The sequence below is a fragment of the Kitasatospora sp. NPDC059160 genome (genome assembly GCF_042755465.1).
GTDB lineage: Bacteria > Actinomycetota > Actinomycetes > Streptomycetales > Streptomycetaceae > Kitasatospora.
In genome coordinates this window covers 20411-36975 of sequence record NZ_JBHZCN010000055.1, presented here as the reverse complement: position 1 = coordinate 36975, position 16565 = coordinate 20411, and the positions used below count along the sequence as shown (strand labels likewise).

Below are 16565 nucleotides of genomic sequence, written 5' to 3'. Positions count from 1 at the left end.
TCAGCCGTACGCTGACCCCATGGGTTCGATCTCGACGACGACCGTACCGACCAACGCCGAGCTGATGGAGGCGTTGGCCGCCGTCGGTGCCGCGTACTTCCAGGACTTCGCGGCCGCCGCGGCCCGGCACGGGCTGTCCTCCTCCCAGGCCAAGGCGCTGGGCTCGGTGCAGGAGCCGGTGCCGATGCGCGCGCTGGCCGGGCGACTGGGCTGCGACGCGTCGAACGTGACCGGGATCGTGGACCGGCTGGAGACGCTGGGCCTGGCCAACCGGGAGGCGGCCGCCGGTGACCGCCGGGTGAAGATCGTGGTGATCACGGCCGAGGGCCGGGAGATCCTCAACCGGATCCGCGGCGAGATGGCCCGAACCCACCAGGCCTTCTCGGCGATGACCGACGAGCAGCGGATCGCCCTGCACTCGATCTGCGGGCAGGTCCTCCCGGTGCTGGCCGGCCGGACGGGCGCCGCGCCGCAGTAGCGGCGGCCACCGGGCCCGCCGGTCGGGCCCGCCGGCCGGGTCGGTGCGGCCTCGCGCCATCCGCCGACGTTCGGCGTGACCTCGGCTGTTAGGCTTGCGAAGCGTGAGCGCGAAGCCCCAGATCCCCAATGTCCTGGCCTCCCGGTACGCCTCGGCGACCCTGGCCCAGCTGTGGTCCCCCGAGCACAAGGTGGTCCTCGAGCGCCACCTGTGGCTCGCCGTCCTGAAGGCCCAGCAGGACCTCGGTGTCGAGGTGCCCGCGGATGCCGTCGCCGACTACGAGCGGGTGGTCGACCAGGTCGACCTCGGCTCGATCGCCGCCCGTGAGCGGGTCACCCGCCACGACGTGAAGGCCCGGATCGAGGAGTTCAGCGAGCTCGCCGGCCACGAGCAGATCCACAAGGGCATGACGTCCCGGGACCTGACCGAGAACGTCGAGCAGCTGCAGATCCGCCAGTCCCTGGAGCACGTCCGGGACCGTACGGTCGCCGTCCTGGTGCGCCTGGCCAAGCTGTCCGCCCAGCACTCCGAGCTGGTCATGGCCGGCCGTTCGCACAACGTGGCCGCGCAGGCCACCACCCTGGGCAAGCGCTTCGCGTCGATCACCGACGAGCTGCTGGTCGCCTTCCGCCGTCTGGAGGAGCTGATCGCCCGCTACCCGCTGCGCGGGATCAAGGGCCCGGTCGGCACCGCCCAGGACATGCTGGACCTGCTCGGCGGCGACACCGAGAAGCTGGCCGAGCTGGAGCGCCGGGTCGCCGGCCACCTCGGCTTCGACCACGTGCTGACCAGCGTCGGCCAGGTCTACCCGCGCTCGCTGGACTTCGAGGTGCTCACCGCCCTCGTCCAGCTGGCCGCCGCGCCGTCCAGCCTGGCCAAGACCATCCGCCTGATGGCCGGCCACGAGCTGGTCACGGAGGGCTTCAAGGAGGGCCAGGTCGGCTCCTCCGCGATGCCGCACAAGATGAACACCCGCTCCTGCGAGCGCGTCAACGGCCTGGCGGTCATCCTGCGCGGTTACGCGTCGATGACCGGCGAGCTGGCCGGCGACCAGTGGAACGAGGGCGACGTCTCCTGCTCCGTGGTGCGCCGGGTCGCGCTGCCGGACGCCTTCTTCGCCTTCGACGGCCTGCTGGAGACCTTCCTCACCGTCCTGGACGAGTTCGGCGCCTTCCCGGCCGTGATCGAGGCCGAGCTGGACCGCTACCTGCCGTTCCTGGCCACCACCAAGGTGCTGATGGGCGCGGTGCGTGCGGGCGTCGGCCGGGAGACCGGCCACGAGGTCATCAAGGAGCACGCCGTCGCCTCGGCGCTGGCGATGCGCGCCGGCGCCCGGGAGAACGAGCTGCTGGACCGCCTCGCCGCCGACGAGCGGATCCCGCTGGACCGGGCCGGGCTGGACGCGCTGCTCGCCGACCGGCTGTCCTTCACCGGTGCGGCCGGGGCGCAGGTCGCCGAGGTCGTCCGACAGGTGGAGGCCGTCGCGGCGGCCTACCCGGAGGCGGCCAAGTACGCCCCCGGCGACATCCTCTGACGAGGAGTCAGTTCTCTGACGAGGGCCCTGCCGCCGTTCCGGTGGCGGGGCCCTCGCGCGTCCGGGGGCGGCCCGGGTCGAGCGGCGGGGTGGTGGTGGCGCAGGGCCAGTCGCAGTTCGGCTCGGCCACCGGGTGCTCCTCCTCCGGCGCCAGCACATTGCCCCGGACGGTGGCGAAGGCGATCAGCCCGCCGGCGGCCAGCAGCCCCGCGCAGATCAGCATCGCGGTGTGGAAGGCGGAGTCCACCGCGGAGGGCACCCGGTAGGCGTCGCCGCTCAGTCCGGCCAGGGCCGGCAGGGCGGCGACCGCGAGCAGGCCCGCCGCGCGGGCGGCGGCGTTGTTGACGCCGCTGGCGATGCCCGCGTGCCGCACCTCGACGGCGGCCAGCACGGTGGCGGTCAGCGGGGCGACCAGCAGCGTCATCCCGGAGCCCATCACCGCGACCGCGGGCAGCACGTCCGCCCAGTAGGAGGAGCCGGGGCCGGTGCGCAGCATCAGCAGCACCCCGGCGGCGCACAGCAGCGGGCCGACGGTGAGCGGGACGCGCGGGCCGATCCGCTTGCCGAGCCGCCCGGCGCGCGCGGACAGGGTCAGCATCAGCACCGTGATCGGCACCAGGGCGAAGCCGGAGACCAGCGGGGAGAAGCCCGAGACGATCTGCAGCTGCACCACCAGCAGGAAGAAGACCCCGCTGAACGCCGCGTAGACGCAGAGGGTGACCAGGTTCACGGCGGTGAAGAGCCGGGAGGAGAACAGGCCGAGCGGCAGCATCGGGTCGGGCGTGCGCCGCTCGACGGCCACGAAGGCGGCGGCCAGCAGCAGGCCGATCGCACCGGTGACCCAGACGGCGGGGGACAGTCCCTCCCCGGCGGCGGTGAGCGCGTAGGTGACGGCGCCGAGCGCGAGGGCGGCGAGCAGGGCGCCGGGCACGTCGAAGCGGCCGGCGGCGGACTCGTCCCGGCTCTCCGGGACGTAACGGGAGGTCACCGCGATCACGGCGGCGGCCAGCGGCAGGTTCAGCAGGAAGATCCAGCGCCAGCCCGGGCCGTCCACCAGCCAGCCGCCGAGGAAGGGGCCGACGGCCGCCGACACCCCGCCCAGGCCGGACCAGAGGCCGACCGCCGCCGAGCGGTCGTCCGGGTGGAAGACCGCCTGGAGCATGGCCAGCGAGCCCGGGGTGAGCAGCGCGCCGCCGATGCCCTGGACGGCGCGGGCGGCGATCAGCACGTGGATGGTCGGGGCCGCGGCGCAGGCCGCGGAGGCGACGGCGAACCAGACCACGCCGATCAGGAAGACCCGGCGCCGTCCGTAGCGGTCGCCGAGGGCGCCGCCGAGCAGGATCAGGCCGGCCAGGGTGAGCAGATAGGCGTTCAGGGTCCATTGCAGGGAGGCGAGGGAGGCGCCGAGGTCGGCGCCGATCCGGGGCAGGGCGACGTTGACGACGGTGCCGTCGAGCATCGCCATGCTGGAGCCGAGCACTGTCGCGAGGAGTACCCAGCGGCCCTGCGCGGTGCCCAGGCGCAGAGTGCCGGCTTGAGAGGTGGCCACGGGCCGAATCCTGCGCCCGCCGGGGTGTACGTGACAAGGGTCACCGGGTGGTGTGTCGGTCGGTGGCGGTGCGTGAACGGACGGTCGCACGGGGGTGGTCCCGGCGGCGCAGGGTGGTGGATCAGTGGCGCCGGGTGAATGGATCGTGCACGGAGCGTGCAAGGGATCATTCGGAGGGTGACGGGGCTGCGGGGGTTGTTGCCGATTCAAGAGATCGACATTGCTTCACCCGAACGGATGAGTTTTAGTTCAGCGACCGCCCGGCCAGTCCGGACGGATCCACCGGGTGGAACGCCGAGTCCTGCCGCTGCCCGGTGGCTCGCACCGAACTCTGTACGGCAGGAGCGGGGGACCCACAGGTAAGTCGCCGGACCGGAGTTCGCGCCTTTTCGGGCGCGGACCACCAGGGCCGGCTTGGGGTGAAGCCGCACATGCGGCCGGGCAACTCCAGCCCGAACCCGACAGCTCACCTCGCAGGCGTCGGAGAGGAAAATTCCATGCCTGCACAGGCTCGTCGTATCGCCCTGCCCCGTGCCGCCCGCATCGGCATCGCCACCGCCGTCACCGGGGCCTCGTTCGTCCTGCCGCTCGTGACCGCGATGAGCGCCCAGGCGCACACCGCCCCGGCGGCCACCACCGCCCCGGCCGCTTCCGGGGCCGCCGCTCCGGCTGCCGCCCCGGCCGCCCAGCAGAGCTACCGCGTCGTCAGCGGTGACACCCTGTCGAAGATCGCCGACGCCAAGAACGTCGAGGGCGGCTGGCACGCGCTGTACGAGCAGAACCGCTCGGTGGTCGGCGCCGACCCGAACCTGATCTTCCCCGGTCAGCAGCTGGCCCTCGCCGGTCACGCCGCCGCTCCGGCGAAGCCCGCCGCCCCGGCCAAGCCGGCCGCTCCGGCGAAGTCCGCCGCGCCGGTCACCCAGGACACCTCCGCTGCCGCGGACTCCCAGGTGCAGGTCCGGACCGAGGCTGCCAAGCCCGGCGCCCAGGTGCAGACCCAGGTTCAGACCGCCGCCCCGGCCCAGGCCGTGACCGCGGCCCCGGTCGCCGCCACCTCCGGCTACGTCGCCCCGCTCGCCAACCCCGTGCTGGGCGAGGCCTACGGCGTGGCCGGCTCGATGTGGGCCTCCGGCCACCACACCGGCCAGGACTTCGTCGCCTCCACCGGCACCCCGCTGCGCGCCGTCGCCAACGGTGTCGTGGTGAAGGCCGGCAGCGACGGCGCCTACGGCAACGAGGTCGAGATCAAGCTCGCCGACGGCAAGTACGCCCAGTACGCGCACCTGTCCTCGATCGGCGTGAGCGTCGGTCAGACCGTCACCGCCGGCCAGCAGCTCGGCCTCTCCGGTGCGACCGGCAACGTGACCGGCCCGCACCTGCACTTCGAGATCCGTACCGGTTCCGAGTACGGCTCGGACATCGACCCGGTCGCCTACCTGCGGGCGCACGGCGTCGCGCTCTGACCCTCCGGGGCCTTCCGCAGGAACGTGTGAACCACCGCTGGTGCGGGGCGAATCGACGCCCGGGATGGTCATGTCGGGTGACCGCTCGACCGGGTGATCGCCGCACCGGTGGACCTGGGCGCGGGACACGCCCAAGGCCGGCCCGGCCGTACGGGACAACCTCTCGTACGGCCGGGCCGGCCGCTGCCGTTCTCCGCTCGGTCGTCGTGGTCCACGGGTACGTCTCGTATTCGCGCTGACTGCGCCGACTGCGGCGGCGGTCAGGGGCGGCGGGCCGGGAGGCCGTGTTCGGCGGCGGCCATCAGGTCGTGCATCCGGTGGCCGAAGTCCTCGGTGTCGCGGGCGGGTTCGGGGAAGACCAGGCGGACGTCGCGGTGGCCGTGCGAGTGGTCCAGGCGCAGTACCAGGCCGTGGCGGTCCAGGGCGAGCGGGCGGACGGCCGGGCCGTGGGTGAGCAGTGCCGGGTCGAGCAGCCGGGTGAGCAGGTCGAGGGCGTCGGCGTGGTCGTCGGCCAGGTGGGTGAGCAGGGCGGCCTCGTGACGGGCCAGCGGGTCGGGGGCGGCGAGGGAGAGGTCGGCGGCGGTGAGCGCGCCGGTGCCGTACGGGGTGGCGAGGACGGCGTGGGCGACGTCGACCCGCAGGTGGACGCTGAGGCCGTCGTCGGCGAGGTGGGCCAGGTGCAGCCGGCCGGCCAGGGTGAGCCGGCCGCGGATGCGGTCGCGGACCGCCACGGGGGAGACGTCGGTGACGTCGAGCACGACGGCCAGGCCGTCGGTGGCGGTGGCGCCGGCGAGGGCCGCGACGAGCGGGGCGTCCAGCGGGGCGCGCAGGCGCAGCCGGGAGCCGTGGACGGAGACCGGGGTGTCCAGGTCGTGGTGCTCGCCGAGGGCGCGGACGGTGAGCGAGGAGGTCGCGCTGAGCAGGCTGCGGACCCGCTCGGCGGTGGTGGGCTCGGGCACCTCGGCGTCACCGGCGGTGATGCTCATGAACGGACCTCCTGTTGGTTAGGTGAGGCTAACCTAATGTCCCCCTGGAGGTGTGGCAAGTGGGCGGGCGGTGGTGCGGCGGCGTGGCGGGGTGGGGATGCGCCGAGGGCCCGGACGCGTTGGTGGCGTCCGGGCCCTCGGGGTGTCGTGGCGTCGGGTCGGGCTGTCAGGTGGTCAGCCGATGACGGCCTGGGCGTCGATCTCCACCAGCATCGGCTCCTGCGGCAGTTCGACGAAGATCGTGGTGCGGCACGGCTTCACCCCGCCGGGCTTGACGTTCTCCTCGATGAACTCGGCGTAGACCTCGTTCATCAGCGGGAAGTCGGCGCGCTTGGTGAGGTAGACGCGGAACATCACCACGTCCTCGATGGTGGCGCCGCCGGCCTCGACGATGGCCTTGACGTTCTCCAGGGTGCGGCGGGTCTGCGCCTTCACGTCGCCGTGGTGGAGGTACTCGCCGGTCGCCGGATCCTGCGGGCCCTGGCCGGAGACCTGGAGGATCGGGCCCTTGCGGACGCCCTGGGAGAACATCCAGGCCGGGGCCGGGGCGCCGTCGGTGCGGATCTCGGTCTTGTCGGAGGACATCGGGGTCGGGGCTCCTTGCGGTCGGGGACGGTGCGATGACGGTTCGTCAGTTGTGGTCGGGACGGCCGCAGTCGGCCGAGACCGCCCGGGCGGTCGCGAGCAGCTGCGGGAGCAGGTCCAGCACCTGCTCGTACGGGAGGAGGACGTCCGGGACGGAGATGGAGGCGGCGGCGACCACCCGGCCGCTGGCGTCCCGGATCGGGGCGGCGACGCAGTTGATGAAGGCCTCGTGCTCGGCGTGGTCCTGCGCCCAGCCCTGGACCGCGACCTTCTCCAGCTCGGCGAGCAGCGCCTCGGGCGTGGTGAGGGTGCGTTCGGTGTGCGGGGTGAAGTCGATCCCGGCCACCACCCGGCGGCGCTCGGGCAGCGGGAGGTCGGCCAGCAGGACCTTGGAGACGGCGGCGCTGTGCAGGGCGGCGCGCAGGCCGATCCGGGAGTACATCCTGACCGGGTGGCGGGAGTCGAACTTGTCGATGTAGACCACCTCGCCGCCCTCGTAGGCCGCCAGGTGCACGGTCTGGCCGGTGGTGGAGTTCAGCTCGGCGAGGTGCGGGGCGGCGATCCGGCGGATGCCGCGCTGCTCCAGGGCGAGGCCGGACAGGGCGAACAGGCCGGCGCCGAGGTGGTAGCGGTAGGCCGCGTCGCGGTAGACGAACCGTTCCTCCTCCAGGCTCTGGAGCAGCCGGAGCACGGTGGTCTTGTGCACGCCGAGGACCTCGGCCAACTGGTCGAGGGAGCGCTCGCCCTCGCCGAGTTCGGCGAGGATGCGCAGGGCGCGGGTGACGGTCTGACTCATCGGGCTCGTGCTCCGGTCGGGTGGCGGGGGTCGGTGCTCATTGTGCCCGGGCCCGGTCGGCGCGCGCCCCGGCGGCCGCCTGGGTCGCCGCCCCGGCCACCGCCTGGGCCGCCTCCTGGGTCGCTGTCAGGGCCGGTGCGTCCGCGCCGGTCCGCCGCCAGGGGCGGGCGGCGGGCAGGGCCGGGGAGTCGATGCCCTCGGCGCTGACCCGGGTGGCGGCCCAGTCGGCGGGGGAGGCGTCGAGCAGGGCGGTCAGCACCGGGGCCGGCGGCAGTTCGGCCTGGTCGCCGTGCGCGGTCAGCGCGCAGGCCGCGCTCAGGTGGCCCAGCCGCAGCCGGCGGCGCTGGTCCAGGGCGTGGAGGGTGCCGGCCAGGTAGCCGGCGGCGAAGGCGTCGCCCGCGCCGGTCGCCTCCACCACCTCGACGGTCAGGGCCGGTTCGGCGACGGCCGTGCCGTCCCGGTCCAGCGCGGTGACCAGTCGGGCGGCGTCCTTGACCACCACGGTGGCGGGTGCGGGGAAGCGGCGGCGCAGCGCGGCGGGCTCGTCGGTGCCGAAGGCGGCCCGGGCCTCGTCGGCGCCGAGCAGCAGCAGATCGGCGGCGTCTAGCAGCGGCGGCAGCACGGCCGGGTCGCGGTCCCGCCAGAGCGCTGGGCGCCAGTTGAGGTCGAAGCTGACCAGCCGCCCCGGGCGGCGGTCGGCAAGCAGGGCGCGCAGCAGGGCCAGGCAGTCGTCGGAGAGCGCGGCGGTGATGCCGGACAGGTGCAGCAGGCGGGCGCCGGCCAGCAGGCCGGCGGCGGCCGGGTCGGTGAGCAGCGCGGGGGAGAGGGCGGCGGCCGCGGAGCCGCGCCGGTGGTAGTGCAGCCGGCTGCGGCCGGGGCCGAGGTCGTGCCGGTGGCCGGTGGTGCCGCCGACCTCCTTGAGGTAGAGGCCGGTCGGGCGGTGCGGGTCGACGGTGACGCCGGAGACGTCCACGCCGCGGGCGGCGACCTCGGCGAGCAGGCGGCGGCCGAAGCCGTCGTCGCCGACCCGGCTGATCCAGGCGGTCGGCACGCCGAGCGCGGCCAGGGCCCCGGCGACGTTGGACTCGGCGCCGCCGACGGACAGCCGGAAGGTGTCCACGGACTCCAGCGGGCCGGGGCGGTCGGGCAGGAGCACGGCCATCGACTCGCCCACGCACACGGCCGTCGGGGGAGGGCCGGGGCGGTCCGGCCCCGGGTGGTCCTGTGGCGGCATCTGCTGGGCTCCTCGTCTGCGGCGGCGGTGTGTCGACCTCTGACGGTGGGGTTCGACTCCGTTGACCGTGATCCGGCGCCGATGCTAGAACCGTGTTGCCAACATGTGCAACCCTCGTTGCACATGTTGCAACATGGTGGATGGAGGAAGACGGTGGAGCAGACTTTCGCGGGCCGTGGCACCCTCGCGGGCAGTGGCGCCTTCGCGAGCGGTGCGGACGGGCCCGGCATCGCCGAGGGGGCGGTCGCGGCGCTGGCCGACGAGACCCTCGACTGGCGGTTCAAGGCCGCCCCGCCGGAGAGCTGGGGCCGCACCACGCGCGACTGGCTCGCCACCGGACCGACCCTCTCCTCCCTCGGCACCCCGCTGCTCACCCTCGACGGCGCCGCGCTCGACCACAACGTCCGTAGCATGGCCGACTGGTGCGCCGAGGCGGGCGTCGCGCTCGCCCCGCACGGCAAGACCACCATGGCGCCCCAGCTCTGGCAGGCCCAACTCGCCGCCGGCAGCCACGGGATCACCCTCGCCAACCTGCCCCAGGTGCGGGTCGCCCGCGCCTTCGGCGTCCAGCGGATCCTGCTCGCCAACACCCTGCTCGACCCGGCCGGACTCGCCTGGCTCGCCGCCGAACTGACCGCCGACCCGGGCTTCGGCTTCCTCTGCTGGACCGACTCCACCGAGGGCGTACGGCTGATGGACGAGGCGCTGCGCGCCGCCGGGGCCGAGCGGCCGGTCGAGGTGCTGGTCGAACTCGGCGGCCCGGGCGGGCGGACCGGCGTGCGCGGCCTGGACGCCGCCGTCGAGGTCGCCGCCGCCGTGCTGCGCGCCCCCACCCTGCGGTTGGCCGGCGTCGGCGGGTACGAGGGCGCCCTCGCGCACGACGCCACCGCCGAAGGGCTGGCCGCCGTCCGCGGCTACCTGAACGCGCTCGGCGAACTGCACGGCCGGCTCGCCGGGGCCTACCCGGACGGCGCGCCACCGGTGGTGTCAGCCGGCGGAAGCGCCTACTTCGACCTGGTGGCCGAGGAGTTGGCCGCCCTGCCGGAGGCGCTGGTGGTGCTCCGCTCGGGTGCGTACATCGCCCACGACGACGGCTTCTACCGGGGCATCTCCCCGCTCGCCCGGGGCGGCGGGCCGACCCCGTTCCGCGCTGCGCTGCACGGCTGGGCCCGGGTGGCCTCCCGGCCCGAGCCCCAACTCGCGCTGCTGGACGCGGGCAAGCGCGACCTGCCCTTCGACGAGGGCCTGCCCGAGCCGCAACTGGTGCGTGGCGGTGCGGCGTTGACCGGCACGGCCGCCCGGATCACCGCGCTCAACGACCAGCACGCCTACCTCCGCGACGCGGGCGACCTCGCACCGGTCGGCGCGGTGCTGCGGCTCGGCGTCTCGCACCCGTGCACGGCCTTCGACAAGTGGACCGCGATCCCGGTGCTGGACCGCGCGGACGCGGCCGAGCCGCAGGTCACCGGGCTGATCAGGACGTTCTTCTGATGGCGGCGGGGGAGAGAACCACTGCCTTCCCGGGGGCGACCGTCTTCAAGGGGGCCACGGTCGTCGACGGGACGGGCGCCGACCGCTACCGGGCGGACGTGCGGATCGCCGACGGCGTGATCACCGAGATCGGCGCGGGCCTCGGCGGGGGTACCGTGGTGGACGCCGACGGCCTGGTGCTCGCCCCCGGCTTCATCGACATGCACGCCCACTCCGACCTCGCCCTGCTGCTCGAACCCGAGCACCCGGCCAAGGTCACCCAGGGCGTCACCTGCGAGGTGCTCGGCCAGGACGGCCTGTCCTACGCCCCGGTGGACGACACCACCCTGCCCGCGCTGCGCCGGCAGCTGGCCGGATGGAACGGCGATCCGGCGGGCTTCGACTGGGACTGGCGCGACGTCGGCGGGTACCTGGACCGGATCGACCGCACCCGGGTCGCCGTCAACGCCTGCTACCTGGTCCCGCACGGCTCGCTGCGGATGCTCGCCATGGGCTGGGACAACCGCCCGCCCACCCCGGCCGAACTCGACCGGATGCGGCAGGTGTTGGCGCAGGGCCTGCTGCACGGCGCGGTCGGCATGTCCAGCGGGCTCAGCTACACCCCCGGGATGTACGCGGACACCGCCGAGCTGGCCGCGCTGTGCACCGTGGTCGCGGCCTACGGCGGCTTCCACGCGCCGCACCAACGCTCGTACGGGAAAGGTGCGTTGGAGGGCTACGCGGAGATGGTGGAGATCGCCCGGCGGTCCGGCTGCGCGCTGCACCTGACCCACGCCACGATGAACTTCGGCGTCAACCGGGGCCGGGCCGGCGAGTTCCTGGACCTGGTCGACCGGGCGCTCGCGGACGGCGTCGACCTCACCCTGGACAGCTACCCCTACCTGCCCGGCTCCACCACCCTGGCGGCCCTGCTGCCGAGTTGGGCCACCGAGGGCGGCCCCGGCGCCACCCTGGCGCGGCTCGCCGACCCGGCCGCGTGCGAGCGGATCCGGTACGCGATGGAGCGGACCGGCAGCGACGGCTGCCACGGCGTGGTCGCCGACTGGGCGACCGTCCAGATCTCCGGCGTCCGCTCGGCCGACCTCGCGCCGACGGTCGGCCGGACGGTCGCCGACCTGGCCGCCGAGCGGGGGGCCGGCGGGACGGAGGTCTTCCTCGACCTGCTGCGCCGCGACGAGTTGGCCACCACCGTCCTCCAGCACGTCGGGCACGAGGAGAACGTCCGGGCGGTGATGCGCCACCCCGCCCACACCGTGGGCAGCGACGGCCTGCTCGTCGGGGCCCGGCCGCACCCGCGCGCCTGGGGCACCTTCCCACGCTACCTCGGCCACTACGGACGGGAGTTGGGCGTGCTCACCCTGGAGCAGGCGATCACCCGGATGACCGGCCGGCCCGCCGCCCGGCTGGGGCTGGACCGGCGCGGCCGGATTGCCCCCGGCCACCACGCCGACCTGGTGCTGCTGGACCCCGAACGGGTCCGGGACACCGCCACCTTCGAGCAACCCCGGCTGCCCGCCGAGGGGATCCAGTACGTGTACGTCAACGGCACCGCCGTCGTCCGGCAGGGTCGCACCACCGGCGCCCGGCCCGGGCGCGCCCTGCGCCGCACCGATCGAGGAACGCTGGCCCGATGAATGTTGGCCCGATGAACGCTGGCCCGATGAACGCCACGAACGCCACGAACGCCACGAATGCTGTGAACGGCACGAACGCCCTCGCCGAGCTGCGGAACGACCCGGTGATCGCGGTGGTCCGCGCACCCCGGATCCCGGACGCCGCCGCACTGTGCGCCGCACTCGCCGAGGGCGGCATCAGCTTCACCGAATTCACCTACACCACACCGGATGTGACGGACCACCTGGAGCGTGCCTCGGCGTCCGGATGGCGGGTCGGGGTGGGGACGGTGCTGACCGCCGAGCAGGCCGGGCGGGGGATCGACGCCGGGGCCTCCTTCCTGGTCACCCCCGGCTGCCGGCCCGAGGTCGCCGAGGTCGGACGGGCGCGCGGGGTGCCGGTGGTGCTGGGGGCGCTGACCCCGACCGAGGTGGCCCGGGCGGTCGACCTGGGGGCGGCCGCCGTCAAGATCTTCCCGGCCCGGTCGTTCGGCCCCGGCTACTTCAAGGACCTGCGCGGCCCGTACCCCGACGTGCCGTTGGTGGCCTCGGGCGGGGTGAACGCGGGCAACGCGGCCGAGTTCCTGGCACAGGGGGCGCTCGCGGTGTGCGCGGGGACGGACGTGGTGCCGCCGGCGGTGGTGGAGGCGGGGGACTGGGCGGAGATCACCAGGCGGGCCCGGGCGTTCACCCGGGCCTGCGCGGCGGGGGCGTAGCCGCTTCCTGCGGAGCGGGGGCCGCGCGGCGCCGGCCCGGCGGCGGTTCGGTGAAGGTGCGCGGCGGGCTGTCGGGACGGCCGGGATCGGACGAGAATCGGTGGCACCCGGCCCACCCCGGGCCCCTCGGCCCCCGGCCCGGGCGGCCCCCGGACCCGACAGGAGGACCCGCCCCATGACCTCGACCCGCCCCGGCCCCGACTGGTTGGCCGACGCCGTCCTCTACCAGATCTACCCGCAGTCCTTCGCGGACTCCGACGGCGACGGCATCGGCGACCTCACCGGCATCACCGAGCACCTCGACCACCTCGCCTGGCTGGGCGTGGACACCGTCTGGCTCAACCCCTGCTTCGCCTCGCCGTTCCGCGACGCCGGGTACGACGTCACCGACTACCTCACCCCGGCCCCGCGTTACGGCCGCACCGAGGACCTGGTCGCGCTGGTCGAGGCCGCGCGCGGCAAGGGCATCCGGATCCTGCTGGACCTGGTCGCCGGGCACACCTCCGACCGCCACCCCTGGTTCCTGGCCTCCGCCGAGGACCCGGCCGACCAGCGCTACATCTGGTCCGACCGGCCGGTGGACGGCTTCGTCGCCTCGCCCGGGAGTCGGCCGGGCTGGTACCGGCCGAACTTCTTCGACTGTCAGCCCGCCCTCAACTTCGGCTACGCGCGCACGAGTTCGTCGGAGCCCTGGCGGCAGCCGGTGGACGCCGAGGGCCCACGCGCCAACCGGGCGGCACTGCGCGACATCATGGCGCACTGGCTGGGCCTCGGCGTGGCCGGCTTCCGGGTGGACATGGCGTACTCGCTGGTCAAGGACGACCCGGGCCGGGTGGAGACCGCCAAGCTCTGGACCGAGCTGCGCGACTGGCTGGACCGCGCCCACCCCGAGGCCGCGCTGCTCGCCGAGTGGGGCGAACCGGCCGCCGCCGTCGCGGCCGGGTTCCACGCCGACTTCTTCCTGCACTTCGGCGGGGACGACCACGGCCTCCCGCTGCGCTCGCTGTGGAACAACGGCGGCGGGACGGTCGAGGAATTCTGGCAGCAGGGCCCGTGCTACTTCGAGGCCGAGGGGCGCGGCACCCCGCAGACCTTCCTGGACGCCTGGCGCTCCGCCGCCGAACTCACCGAGGGCAACGGGCACATCGTGCTGCCCACCGCCAACCACGACTTCTCCCGGCTGGCCACCGCCCCGCGCTCCGGGGAGCAACTCGCCCCCGCCTTCGCCTTCCTGCTCACCTGGCCGACCCTGCCCGCCGTGTACTACGGGGACGAGATCGGCATGCGCTACCTGCCCGGACTGCCGGACGTCGAGGGCAGCGTGCTCGGCCCGCGCTTCAACCGGGCGGGGTCGCGGACCCCGATGCAGTGGACGCCCGGCCCGTCGGCCGGATTCTCGACGGCCGCGCCCGAGCGGTGCTACCTGCCGCCGGACCCTGACCCGCACCGCCCGGACGTGCTCTCCCAGCGCGCCGACCCGACCTCGCTGCTCCACACCGTCCGGCGCCTGATCGCGCTGCGCCGCGCCCACCCCGGGCTGGGCGCCGGCGGCGGGGTGGAGGTGCGGCAGGCCGGGTACCCGCTGGTGTACGTGCGGTCCGGGCGGTACCTGGTGGCGGTGAACCCGCGCCGGGAGCCGGGGGCGGTCCGGCTGGCGGGCCTCCCAGGCGGGGGAGCGGTGCGGCCGCTGGAGGTGCAGGGGGTGCGGGTCGTGGACGGTGAGCTGCGGGCCGAGGGGTTCTCGTACGGGGTGTTCGAGCTGGGCTGAGCCGGGCTGCCGGTTGCCGGTCGTCGGGCCGTGCTCCGGGCGGCCCGGCTTCCTATCGATGTCAAATAGTTGTAAGCTACATCCATAGATGGTTGCATTTGCCACCCGAATCGGTTGTATGTGCCGCCATCATCGAAGAGATCGCCGGAGGACGGTACGAACGCCATGAGCACACCCCAGACCCCCACCGCGGCGCCCACCCCGGGGCACGCGCTCAAGCACCTCGCCGTCCACCTGCTCACCCCGCTGCTGATGTGCCTCGGCATGGCCCTCGCCTACCAGGGCGCCTTCCACCAGCCCGAGCCCCACCACCTCAAGGTCGCCGTGGTCGGCGCCGGACCGCAGGCCCAGGGGCTGGCGCAGACCGTCCAGGGCAAGGCCGGTGCCGCACTGGACGTGCGGACCGTCGCCGACCGCTCCGCCGCCGAGCAGCTGCTGCGCGACCGCGACCTGGTCGGCGCCTTCGTCCCGGACGCCCGGAACCCGGAGCTGATCGTGGCCAAGGGCAACTCCGACACCTCGGTGGTGGCCGCCACGGCGGTGTTCACCAACGTCACGGACCGGCAGGGCGTCCCGCTGCACGTCACCGACCTCACCACCCCCGCCGAGGGCGACCCGACCGGCCAGGGCCTGTTCTTCCTGCTGGTCGCGCTGAGCATCGGCTCCTACGCCAGCGTCGCGGTGATCGGCGCGGCCGGCGCCGGGCTGCCGATGCGGACCCGGGCCCTGGTGGGCGTGGCCGTCTCGCTGGTGGTCAGCGTGATCGGGATCGCCACCGCCGGTCCGCTCTTCCACGTGGTCGATCACGACTACGCCGCCGTCTGGGCGCTCGGCTGGCTCTACTCCGCGGGCATCGTGCTGATCGGCACCGGCCTGCACAGCTTCTTGAAGAAGTGGACCACGCTGGCGCTGATGGTGCTGTTCGTGATGCTCAACTTCACCTCCTCCGGCGGCATCTACCGGCCCGAACTGCAGAACGGGTTCTTCGGGGCCCTGCACGGCTTCTGGACCGGAGCCGGCTACCTGGAGGGCGCGCGGGACATCCTGTACTTCGACGGCGGCGCCGGCCTCGGCGGGCACGTGCTGACCCTGGTGGTCTGGCTGCTGCTGGGCGGGGCGGCCCTGGTCGCCGCGGCGGCGTACGAGGGCCGCGGGCGCCGCGCGGTGTCGGCGCGGGCCGAGGCGGCGGCCGAGGCCGAGGAGGAGATGGAGGAGGCGGTCGCGGTCTGAGGACCGTCCACCCGAAAGGACTTCACCCGGTGCGAGGGCATCGGAACCGGGTGGGGAACAAGTGGCCCGCACCCGGCTCCGGACAAGCCGGGTGCGGGCCTCAGCGGGTTTCCGGTGGGTTCCGCCGGGCCGGCGGCCGGGTGAAGCAGCAGTCCCCGCAGAGCCCGGCGCCCGGGCCGGTCCGGTAGTAGAGGCAGCAGCTCGTCCGGCGGAACGCGGCCCCGCGCGGGCCGGTGTGCAGCGTGCCGGAGCCCGCCAGGGGCGGACGGTCCAGCAGCCGCGTGACCAACTCCCGGGCCGGGAGCGACGCCCGGGGGCTCAGTACCCGGAGCGTCCCGGCCAGCGCGGAGGCCGCGTTGCCGCGCAGCAGGCGTGCCGAGAGCGGCACGGCGGCGCGCACTGCTGCGGCCAGTGGCTCCAACTGCCCGATCAGGACGGATCGGTGGAGCTGATCGACGAGGTCCCCGGGCTCCGGGCGGACCGGTTCCGGCGGCGTCCAGAGGTCGATCGGTCCATGGTCCGGGATCCGCACCCAGGCGTGGTCCAGGGTCGGGACCGTCCCCAGCAGGACGGCCGAGCCGATGCCCACCGACCAGAAGCGGGCGGCCAGGCCGAGGTGCAGGATCGAGGCGGCGACCCGGAGTTCGGCCGTGCCCAGGCGCTGCGCCACCACCCGGATCCGGGCGGGGAGTGGCGCGTCCGGGCCGGTGCCGTACAGCTCCGGCAGCGGGCGGAAGCCGGGCGGCGGGGGGCCGGCGGGGTCGGTGTCGGGGGCGGTGTCGAGGGCGAAGTACGGCCCGAGGGCGGCGAGTCGGGCGTAGTCGGACTGCTGCCGGTCGGCCTGCGGCCGGTCGGGCCGAGGCTGGTCGGGCCGAGGCTGTTCGGGTTGCGGTTGTTCGAGTTGCGGTTGTTCGGGCGCGGGGTTCAACGGCCCTCCCCGGTAGGGTCGTTGAACCCCGTGCCGGCTTCGGTCGGCCCGGTCGGGATCGGGCGGTCGGGGTGCATCTGCTTCTCCAGAGGGCCGGGCCGGTCGTGCGGATGAACGCTACCGCGCCCTGGCGCTCGGAGATCCACGGTGATCCGTCCTCCGTTGCGGGGGTTGTTCCGACGGCATCGAGTCTG

The 16565-nt window shown here is 74.4% G+C and carries 14 protein-coding genes and 1 riboswitch; of the genes, 8 read left to right on the top strand and 6 right to left on the bottom strand.

All coding sequences use genetic code 11. The annotated features are described in order from the left end of the window. Positions 1 to 19 precede the first annotated feature (19 nt). Complete coding sequence (locus ACFXOZ_RS23470; protein ID WP_375893617.1) at positions 20 to 478, top strand: MarR family winged helix-turn-helix transcriptional regulator; 459 nt, start codon at positions 20 to 22, stop codon at positions 476 to 478. A 103-nt stretch (positions 479 to 581) separates the two neighbouring features. Beyond that, on the top strand, positions 582 to 2012 hold the full coding sequence (purB, locus tag ACFXOZ_RS23465; RefSeq protein WP_380592455.1) for an adenylosuccinate lyase: 1431 nt from the start codon (positions 582 to 584) through the stop codon (positions 2010 to 2012). 7 nt (positions 2013 to 2019) lie between these two features. On the opposite strand, the gene ACFXOZ_RS23460 is transcribed toward purB, so the two are convergent. Beyond that, on the bottom strand, positions 2020 to 3561 hold the full coding sequence (locus tag ACFXOZ_RS23460; protein WP_380526638.1) for an MFS transporter: 1542 nt from the start codon (positions 3559 to 3561) through the stop codon (positions 2020 to 2022). Positions 3562 to 3873: 312 nt separating this feature from the next. Then, a riboswitch (cyclic di-AMP (ydaO/yuaA leader) is annotated at positions 3874 to 4056 on the top strand. A 2-nt stretch (positions 4057 to 4058) separates the two neighbouring features. Here ACFXOZ_RS23460 and ACFXOZ_RS23455 point away from each other — a divergent pair. Beyond that, positions 4059 to 5024: a peptidoglycan DD-metalloendopeptidase family protein gene (locus ACFXOZ_RS23455; RefSeq protein WP_380526637.1), complete on the top strand. Its 966-nt coding sequence runs from the start codon at positions 4059 to 4061 to the stop codon at positions 5022 to 5024. 260 nt (positions 5025 to 5284) lie between these two features. Here ACFXOZ_RS23455 and ACFXOZ_RS23450 read toward each other — a convergent pair whose 3' ends face one another. The 4 genes from ACFXOZ_RS23450 to ACFXOZ_RS23435 all read right to left on the bottom strand — a co-directional run bounded on the left by ACFXOZ_RS23450 (position 5285) and on the right by ACFXOZ_RS23435 (position 8625). Continuing rightward, positions 5285 to 6010, bottom strand: coding sequence for a DUF2470 domain-containing protein (locus tag ACFXOZ_RS23450; RefSeq protein ID WP_380526636.1), 726 nt, complete (start codon positions 6008 to 6010; stop codon positions 5285 to 5287). A gap of 174 nt (positions 6011 to 6184) precedes the next feature. Further along, positions 6185 to 6595: a RidA family protein gene (locus tag ACFXOZ_RS23445; RefSeq protein WP_375893625.1), complete on the bottom strand. Its 411-nt coding sequence runs from the start codon at positions 6593 to 6595 to the stop codon at positions 6185 to 6187. Between the two features lie 46 nt (positions 6596 to 6641). Continuing rightward, positions 6642 to 7391, bottom strand: coding sequence for an IclR family transcriptional regulator (locus tag ACFXOZ_RS23440; RefSeq protein ID WP_380592453.1), 750 nt, complete (start codon positions 7389 to 7391; stop codon positions 6642 to 6644). Positions 7392 to 7428: 37 nt separating this feature from the next. Next, on the bottom strand, positions 7429 to 8625 hold the full coding sequence (locus tag ACFXOZ_RS23435) for a sugar kinase (protein WP_380592451.1): 1197 nt from the start codon (positions 8623 to 8625) through the stop codon (positions 7429 to 7431). 153 nt (positions 8626 to 8778) lie between these two features. Between ACFXOZ_RS23435 and ACFXOZ_RS23430 the strand changes: the two genes are divergently transcribed. The 5 genes from ACFXOZ_RS23430 (at position 8779) to ACFXOZ_RS23410 (ending at position 15443) form a co-directional block, all read left to right on the top strand. Continuing rightward, complete coding sequence (locus ACFXOZ_RS23430) at positions 8779 to 10116, top strand: amino acid deaminase (protein ID WP_380592449.1); 1338 nt, start codon at positions 8779 to 8781, stop codon at positions 10114 to 10116. Beyond that, complete coding sequence (locus ACFXOZ_RS23425) at positions 10116 to 11750, top strand: amidohydrolase family protein (protein WP_380592447.1); 1635 nt, start codon at positions 10116 to 10118, stop codon at positions 11748 to 11750. Before ACFXOZ_RS23430 ends, ACFXOZ_RS23425 begins: the two co-directional genes overlap by 1 nt. A gap of 26 nt (positions 11751 to 11776) precedes the next feature. Beyond that, positions 11777 to 12445 (top strand): bifunctional 4-hydroxy-2-oxoglutarate aldolase/2-dehydro-3-deoxy-phosphogluconate aldolase, encoded by a 669-nt coding sequence (locus tag ACFXOZ_RS23420; RefSeq protein WP_380592445.1) that lies wholly within the window; start codon positions 11777 to 11779, stop codon positions 12443 to 12445. A gap of 175 nt (positions 12446 to 12620) precedes the next feature. Beyond that, the gene (locus tag ACFXOZ_RS23415; protein ID WP_380592443.1) at positions 12621 to 14213 is read left to right on the top strand and encodes an alpha-amylase family glycosyl hydrolase; all 1593 of its coding nucleotides are present in this window, start codon (positions 12621 to 12623) and stop codon (positions 14211 to 14213) included. Positions 14214 to 14378: 165 nt separating this feature from the next. Continuing rightward, positions 14379 to 15443: a hypothetical protein gene (locus tag ACFXOZ_RS23410; RefSeq protein WP_380592441.1), complete on the top strand. Its 1065-nt coding sequence runs from the start codon at positions 14379 to 14381 to the stop codon at positions 15441 to 15443. 100 nt (positions 15444 to 15543) lie between these two features. Here ACFXOZ_RS23410 and ACFXOZ_RS23405 read toward each other — a convergent pair whose 3' ends face one another. After that, positions 15544 to 16371, bottom strand: a complete 828-nt coding sequence (locus tag ACFXOZ_RS23405; protein WP_380526622.1) for a (2Fe-2S)-binding protein — start codon at positions 16369 to 16371, stop codon at positions 15544 to 15546. Positions 16372 to 16565 lie beyond the last annotated feature (194 nt).

Coding starts and splice junctions, on each gene's coding strand:
- ACFXOZ_RS23470 (WP_375893617.1), top strand. CDS start 20: ATGGGTTCGATCTCGACGACGACCGTACCGACCAACGCCGAGCTGATG.
- ACFXOZ_RS23455 (WP_380526637.1), top strand. CDS start 4,059: ATGCCTGCACAGGCTCGTCGTATCGCCCTGCCCCGTGCCGCCCGCATC.
- ACFXOZ_RS23450 (WP_380526636.1), bottom strand. CDS start 6,010: ATGAGCATCACCGCCGGTGACGCCGAGGTGCCCGAGCCCACCACCGCC.
- ACFXOZ_RS23445 (WP_375893625.1), bottom strand. CDS start 6,595: ATGTCCTCCGACAAGACCGAGATCCGCACCGACGGCGCCCCGGCCCCG.
- ACFXOZ_RS23440 (WP_380592453.1), bottom strand. CDS start 7,391: ATGAGTCAGACCGTCACCCGCGCCCTGCGCATCCTCGCCGAACTCGGC.
- ACFXOZ_RS23435 (WP_380592451.1), bottom strand. CDS start 8,625: ATGCCGCCACAGGACCACCCGGGGCCGGACCGCCCCGGCCCTCCCCCG.
- ACFXOZ_RS23425 (WP_380592447.1), top strand. CDS start 10,116: ATGGCGGCGGGGGAGAGAACCACTGCCTTCCCGGGGGCGACCGTCTTC.
- ACFXOZ_RS23420 (WP_380592445.1), top strand. CDS start 11,777: ATGAACGCCACGAACGCCACGAACGCCACGAATGCTGTGAACGGCACG.
- ACFXOZ_RS23415 (WP_380592443.1), top strand. CDS start 12,621: ATGACCTCGACCCGCCCCGGCCCCGACTGGTTGGCCGACGCCGTCCTC.
- ACFXOZ_RS23410 (WP_380592441.1), top strand. CDS start 14,379: ATGAGCACACCCCAGACCCCCACCGCGGCGCCCACCCCGGGGCACGCG.